The organism is Micromonospora sp. ATA51, from assembly GCF_016802855.1.
Lineage (GTDB): Bacteria > Actinomycetota > Actinomycetes > Mycobacteriales > Micromonosporaceae > Micromonospora > Micromonospora sicca.
Genome location: NZ_JAEVHJ010000058.1, coordinates 20,888 through 27,387, shown reverse-complemented (window position 1 = coordinate 27,387; position 6,500 = coordinate 20,888). Strand labels below are relative to the sequence as shown.

Genomic DNA, 6,500 nt, shown 5'->3' with positions numbered 1-6,500 from the left:
ATGGCGACGCAGCACCTCGGCGGCGCCCAGCCCGGCGAAGGCCATCGCGTGCGGCGCGGCCGACCGCCGGACGGCGCCGCAGCTGAAGGCGACGAGGGCCTCCTCGCGGATCCAGGCGGCCGGGTGGCGGGCGGCGGCCGTCCCCAGCCCCCACAGGGCCCGGCCCCACCAGTCACCGAGACCGGGCTGGTCGGCCCACTGTCGGTCGTGGCCAAGGCGGTTGTGGAAGGCGCCGCGGCCGTCCTGGGCGTGGGTCAGGAAGGCCAGGTAGCACTCGGCCAGCCCGAGCACCTGCGCCGACGGCTCCGGCTCCCGGCTGGCGACCAGCAGACCCCGGGCGACGTCGTCGGTGCAGTAGCCGTGTTCCCGGCGGACGATGGCGTGCCGGGCGTGTTCGAAGAGGCCGGTGTCGTCGCTGAGCCGGGCCAGGTGCGTGAAGCTCGGAGCGGGTACCGCCAGCTCCGCGGTGCGGCAGCGGTCGTCGCGGGGCCGGTCGCGCGTCGCGGTCACGCCGGCACCGGGGCGACGCGGGTGACCGACCGGCGAGGAGCCGGCCGGCGAGCGCGTCGTACCGCGCCGCCACCGCCGGCCAACGCAGCTCCGCGGCGATCGGCCGGGTCCGTCCGGCGAGGCCGGCGGCCAGGCCCGGCTCGGTCAGGATCCGCCGGATCGCGGCCGCCAGCGCGGTCGGGTCCTGATGGGGTACGACCAACCCGGGGCCGCCGGTGAGCAGCTCGACGGCGTGCGGGAAGGGCGTGGCGATCACGGGGACGCCGGCGGCCACCGCTTCGATCAGCACGCCGGACGTCACCTGTTCCCGTGAGTCGTAGGGCAGCACGACCACGTCGGCGGAGCGGACCAGGGCGCCGAGGGCGGCCGGGTCGAGGTACGCGGCCTGGTAGTCCACGGCGTGCGCGACGCCGAGTTCGGCGCCGAGGCGGTGCAGGCCGATCCGGTATGCCTCGCCCTGGTGCTCGATCACCTTCGGATGGGTCCGGCCGGCGACGGTGTACGTGGGGGTCGGGTCGAGGTCCTGCAACCAGGCCAGCGCCCGCAGCGCCCACTCGATGCCCTTACCGGGACCGAGTAGTCCCCAGGTGAGCAGGTGCGGGCGGGTACGCCTCGGCGTGGGTGCGCCGACGTGGTCGGCGGCGCCGTGCGGGATGACTGAAACCTTCGCCGGGTCCACCGCGTAGCCGACGATCAGCCGGTCGTGGGCGGTGTCAGTCATCGTGACGACCGCGCCGGCCACGGCCACGATCTGTTCCAGCAGCGTCTTCTGCCGGGCCGAGGGCTGACGGAGCACGGTGTGCAGGACCACGATGCTCGGTACGTTGAGCCGGCGCAGCATCGGCAGGACATCCTCGCCGTCGATCCCGGGGTAGATGCCGTACTCGTGCTGCACGACGGCCACGTCGAAGGCGTTGAGAGCGGTGGCGGCCCCCCGCCAGCCGGCCGCGTTCCGCGCCGACCAGGTGTGTACGACGCCGGGTTCGGGGCGCTGGTCGTCGCCGGGGGCGGTGACCCGAACGACGCCGCCGGGCGGGCCGCCGAGGGTGAGGTGGGCGGCGAGGGCGGAGTTGAAGGTGGCCAGTCCGCACCGGGTCGGTGGGTGGGTGCTCAGGAAGCCGTAGCTGACGGGCATAGGGTGCCGTGCCTTCCGGTTGTCGGCCGCCACCGGGGGGACGGGGCGGGCCTCACGAGGTAACGGCGCACGTCGGCCAGCGTGAATGGCCGGCGGAACGGGGTTCGGGGCGGCCGCCGCGTCAGCGGGAGGTGGGGCCGGCAGCGAACCTGGATCGGACGGGGCCGGATTCACGGGGAATCGTCGGCCCCTGGACAGTATCAGCGTTCCCGCCGACCGATGTCGTCGTAGACGGCCAGGTAGTCGGTGACCATCCGGTCGGCGCCGAAGCGTTGCCGAGCCCGCGCCCGGCAGCCCACCCGGTCGATCGACGCGACCCGGCCGACGGCCTCGACGGCCTGCTCGACGGTCTGTACGAGCAGCCCCGTCACCCCTTCGTCGACCACCTCGGACATCGACCCCCGCGCGTACGCCACGACCGGCGTCCCGCAGGCCATCGACTCCACCACGGACAGGCCGAACGGTTCGTCGAAGGCGATGGGGTGCAGCAGCGCGGAGCTGCCGCCCAGGATCTCCCCGCGCCGGCGTGGGCCCACGGCGCCGTGGAAGGTGACCCTCTCGCCATCGATGTGCGGGGCAATCTGCTCGCTGAAGTAGCGCTCGTCCTGCACGATGCCGCAGATGCTCAGCGGCCGGCCGGCCCGCCGGGCGATCTCGATGGCGGTATGGGTGCCCTTGTCGGGGTGGATCCGGCCGAAGACCACCAGCCCGGGGCCGGGGTCCGGGGTGAACGGCAACCCGTCCAGGTCGACCCCATGGTGCACCGTGGCGAGGTACTCGAGCCCCGAGATCCGGTCGGCGTCGGAGATGGAGACGTAGGACGATTGGCTCTTCTCGTACGCCGGCAGGATCCCCGCCCCGGAGAAGCCGTGCACAGTGGTCAGCAGCGGGGCGTGGCAGTGCTCGGCGAAGGCCAGCGGCAACCAGTCCAGGTGGCTGTGCACGAGGTCGAACTCGGCAGACCGGGCCAGCGCGTGGGAGACGTGCAGCGCCTCCCAGACCCGCCCGTCCATGCTCTGATCCTCGGCGTACCCGCGTGGGCACACCCCGTCGAGAGTGGCGGAGGTGATCGAGTCCAACGTGGCGAAGAGCGTCACCTGTACGCCCCGCGCGGCGAGCCCATCCGCGAGCAGACCGGTCACCTGTTCCCAGGGGCCGTAGTGGCGCGGCGGGGTCCGCCATGCCACTGGCCCGAGCAGGGCCACTCTCACCGGGCGGTCGGCTCGGCGAGGTCGGTCGGATCGAGATGCAGGGTCGCGAGCAGCCCGGCGTGTCGGGCCGTGTCGACCTGGTCCGGCAGCTCCCGTTCGACCCAGTCGGCCCTGGTGTGCTGACCGCGCCGACGCAGTGCGGAGATGATGGTGTGCCGGGCGATTGTCACGGGCTGCCCCTCGGTGGGAACGTCGTCGGTCCTTCGCTGCCTCGGCCCGGGTGCTGTCGGCGCGAGCACCGGTTCCACCGGCGCGAACTTCCCGGCCGTTCTGACGTCGGCTCTGCGGGAAGCGACGGTGGCGCGGGCGTCGGGGGCGGTGCGGAGACTGCCGCCCTCCGTCTCCCAGGTACGCCTGCCCGCGCTGTCGACCCCCGCGTCGGACAGCTTGCCCGCGGCGGCGAGCAGCTGCGGAGCATGGACCAGGTTGCCGGCGGTGGCGGCGAGCGCCATCGCTGCCTCGGCCAGGTCGCCTGCGGTTTCCGGCGGGACGACCAGCAGGTCCACCCGGTCGTTGTTGAGGCAGATCGCGGTCAGCAGGCCGGCAGGCTGACTGGTGAAGTAGCCCAGTCGCAGAATCCTGCCGCCGACGGCAAGGCGGCGCGGACTGCCGTCCCAGATCCCGGCGTTGAGGACCAGCCGGATGATCGGCCCGCGCAACAGGTCGATGGCGAGGACGAGGCCGGGCAGCTCCGCGAGCGGGTCGGTCGAGCGGGGCCACCAGCCGCCGTCGAGCAGCGTCCGCGGGGACCGCGTCGGTTCGATCCGTAGGCGTGGCGTCGATGGCGGCGATGGGGGAGCGAGGGGGTCGGTACGTGGCATCATGTCGGATCCTTATCGCCGTGACCGCGGCGTGGCGGTGGGTCGTGCGCCGGAATCGCGCAATGAGCCGGGCGGGATACCAGTTCGCCGACCCCACCCGGGGCCGGGCCGTTGCTCAGCTCACCCTCTGAGGTGGAGCCGGTGCAGCTGGGCGATGCGGACGGTGCCGACCATCATGGCGACGAACGCGAACGTCGCGGCGCAGACTGCGATCCGGGCCGCGCCGGCGAGGGTCAACGGCGCCCGGGGCGGCGGGAGGCGGCTCGGTCCCGATGCTCCGACGACGGGAGGTCGGTCGGTCGGGCGGGCCGCTGCAGATCGGGTGCGGTCGGGTACGGACATGGCATCCCTCGGGCGGAGCCGGCGTGGCGGGCACCTCGAAGTGGGATGTCGTCGATTCCGGGATAGCCCCAGCCTACGCCTGTCCGGACCGGGTTGCTCCGCGTCGCGCGCGCCAAGGGGCCGAGGCTCACCCGAGCGATCCGGACCCGCGCGCTGTCAGGGCCGGCCTCAGATCCAGGTGGCCGGTGGCACGCGCCGTGGTCGAGGTCGGAGGGCGATGAGTCCGATCATCGGGCGAAATGACCCCGGGTCAGGCGCCGTCAGTCACTATGCGGTCGATGTGTCCGGAGGCCAATTGGTCCTCCTTCTGTGGCATTCCCCCTCAGCGGGGGGATGGCCGGCCGGTCATCCGCCCTGCGAGCTGCCGCAGCTTCTGCTGGGTGCTCGGCTTCGCCGCCTGGCGTCGCCCGCTCTGCATCAGCTTGCGCGCCTGCGGGCTGTTCAGAAGTCCCTTGATGCGTTGCGTAACCGATGTCATCACGTCTCCCTCTGCTCGCCGGCGTCCGCGCCGCCGCCTTCGGTCGTCTCCAGTCTGGGCGATCGCCGGCCGACCGGTGGCCGGATCAGCTGATCGACGATGTCGTGCCCGGGTTCGGCGGTCCCGGTGCATGCCTCCGGCAGGGGCCGGGTAAGCGGGCTGCCCGTCGTTCTAGTCGGAAGTTCTTTGAGGGGAGATCGGATGACGACCCAGAGTGGCTCCGGTTCGCCGCCCAATGCGAGTGGCAAGCCGCAACAGGCTCGGGAGCAGGCCACGAAGGTTGGCCATGAGGCGGCAGAGGCTGGCGGTCAGATGGCACGGCAGGCCGCCGGGCAGGGCAAGCAGGTCGCGAGCGAGACCAGCCGGCAGGCGCGAAACCTGGTAGGGGAGGCGTCCGAACAGTTCCGGCAGCAGGCGGAAACACAGCAGAAGCGCGCGGCTGACGGCCTTCGTTCGCTCGGCGCGGAACTGCAGTCGATGGCCAGCAGGAGCGAGCAGGACGGGGTGGCCAGCGAGGTGGTACGCCGCGCCTCGGGTACGGCCGAGCAGGCCGCCGGTTGGCTGGAGGCGCGTGAACCGGGCGAACTGGTCAACGAGGTACGCGACTACGCACGCCGGCACCCTGGCACATTCCTCGCCGGCGCCGTCGTGGCCGGGCTGCTGGTGGGTCGGCTGACCCGCAACGTCGCCGCTGGCGGCCACGAGGAGGGCGGCCAGGGGGAGGGCCAACCAACCGGTCAGGGCTCTCAGCGTGCTGGCATGCCGCCCGAGGTGTCGCCGGATTCTGGGCAGACCATCAGCGAAGCAGTGGGCACGGCCCACGTACAGCGCAGGGAGGTGGCCCCGTGAGCGACTCGAGGCCGCACAGTGCCAGCGCCACCGCCGAGCGGTCCCAGGCCTCGATCGGTGATCTGCTCGGCGAGGTCACCCGGGACATCTCCACGCTGGTGCGACAGGAGGTGCAACTGGCGAAGGCGGAGGTTCGCCAGGAGGCGAAGACGGCGGGCATGGTCGCGGGGATGTTCGGTGCGGCGGCGATCGCCGGCCTGCTGACCCTGTTCTTCCTGTCGTGCGCGTTGTGGTGGGGCCTGTCCAACGTCATGGACCAGGGCTGGGCCGCCCTGATCGTCGGCGCGATATGGGCGGTGATCGGAGCCGTTCTCGTCGCGCGAGCGCGCAAGCAGATGCGGCAGTTGCGGCCGCTACCACGGACGCAACAGACCGCCCGGGAAATTCCGAACGCCCTTCGCGGCCGCTGAACCGCAGGAGAGGAGACGTGATGTCGAACGATCCCGAACAGATTCGCCAGGAGATCGAAACGGCCAGGGTCGAGCTGAGCACGGACGTGGACGCGCTGGCCTACAAGGCCAACCCGCGACGGATCGCGACCGAACGGGTCGACCGCGCTCGCGGCCGCTTCGGCCAGATCAAGGACAAGGTGATGGGCACCGCCACGAAGGCTCGTCACGACGGCGGCCACCCGGCCTCGGAGGCCCGTCAACGCCTGTCCGGCACCGCCCACCAGACATCCGGCGCTGTTTCCGGTGCCGCTGACCGGGCATCCCATGCCGCCTCGTCCGTCACCCACCAGGCTCAGGCGGTGCCGCAGATGACACGGGAGCGGGCCGAGGGCAACCCACTCGCCGCCGGCTTGGTCGCCTTCGGCGTCGGGCTGCTCGCCTCGTCACTAATCCCACCGAGCCAACGTGAACAGCAAGTCGCCCAGCAGGCGAGACAGAAGGCGATGCAGCACTCCGGTCAGGTAAAGCAACAGGCCACCCAGATGGCTCACCAGGTACAGGACAACCTCCGGCAGCCAGCACAACAAGCCGCGCAATCAGTGAAGTCGACAGCAGGCGAGAGCGCATCCGCGCTACGCCACCAGGGCACGGCTGCCGCCCAGCAGGTCCAGGGCCAGGCACGCGAGAGCCGAGACGATCTACGCCGCTGAGGAAATTGGCCAGGGTTCCGTAAACCCAGCGGCGACCCGCGTTGTCGGCGGG

General features: G+C 72.0%; 7 protein-coding genes. 3 read left to right on the top strand and 4 right to left on the bottom strand.

Features of this window, described 5'->3' with window-relative positions; all coding sequences use genetic code 11:
• Positions 1-172: 172 nt before the first annotated feature.
• From JNW87_RS12350 to JNW87_RS12335, 4 genes are all read right to left on the bottom strand, one after another.
• Positions 173-1,645, bottom strand: coding sequence for a glycosyltransferase (locus JNW87_RS12350; RefSeq protein ID WP_309233944.1), 1,473 nt, complete (start codon positions 1,643-1,645; stop codon positions 173-175).
• Positions 1,646-1,845: 200 nt separating this feature from the next.
• On the bottom strand, positions 1,846-2,832 hold the full coding sequence (locus JNW87_RS12345) for a glycosyltransferase family 4 protein (protein ID WP_375373501.1): 987 nt from the start codon (positions 2,830-2,832) through the stop codon (positions 1,846-1,848).
• A gap of 20 nt (positions 2,833-2,852) precedes the next feature.
• Positions 2,853-3,680 (bottom strand): DUF5994 family protein, encoded by an 828-nt coding sequence (locus JNW87_RS12340; RefSeq protein ID WP_109801355.1) that lies wholly within the window; start codon positions 3,678-3,680, stop codon positions 2,853-2,855.
• Between the two features lie 661 nt (positions 3,681-4,341).
• On the bottom strand, positions 4,342-4,497 hold the full coding sequence (locus tag JNW87_RS12335; protein ID WP_161557797.1) for a hypothetical protein: 156 nt from the start codon (positions 4,495-4,497) through the stop codon (positions 4,342-4,344).
• Positions 4,498-4,809: 312 nt separating this feature from the next.
• Here JNW87_RS12335 and JNW87_RS12330 point away from each other — a divergent pair, with 312 nt between their 5' ends.
• From JNW87_RS12330 to JNW87_RS12320, 3 genes are read left to right on the top strand one after another with little or no spacing between them, the layout of a single operon-like run.
• Positions 4,810-5,346, top strand: a complete 537-nt coding sequence (locus JNW87_RS12330) for a hypothetical protein (RefSeq protein ID WP_109801356.1) — start codon at positions 4,810-4,812, stop codon at positions 5,344-5,346.
• Complete coding sequence (locus JNW87_RS12325; protein ID WP_109801357.1) at positions 5,343-5,756, top strand: phage holin family protein; 414 nt, start codon at positions 5,343-5,345, stop codon at positions 5,754-5,756. Before JNW87_RS12330 ends, JNW87_RS12325 begins: the two co-directional genes overlap by 4 nt.
• Before the next feature lie 20 nt (positions 5,757-5,776).
• Positions 5,777-6,448, top strand: coding sequence for a DUF3618 domain-containing protein (locus JNW87_RS12320; protein ID WP_109801358.1), 672 nt, complete (start codon positions 5,777-5,779; stop codon positions 6,446-6,448).
• Positions 6,449-6,500: the final 52 nt, after the last annotated feature.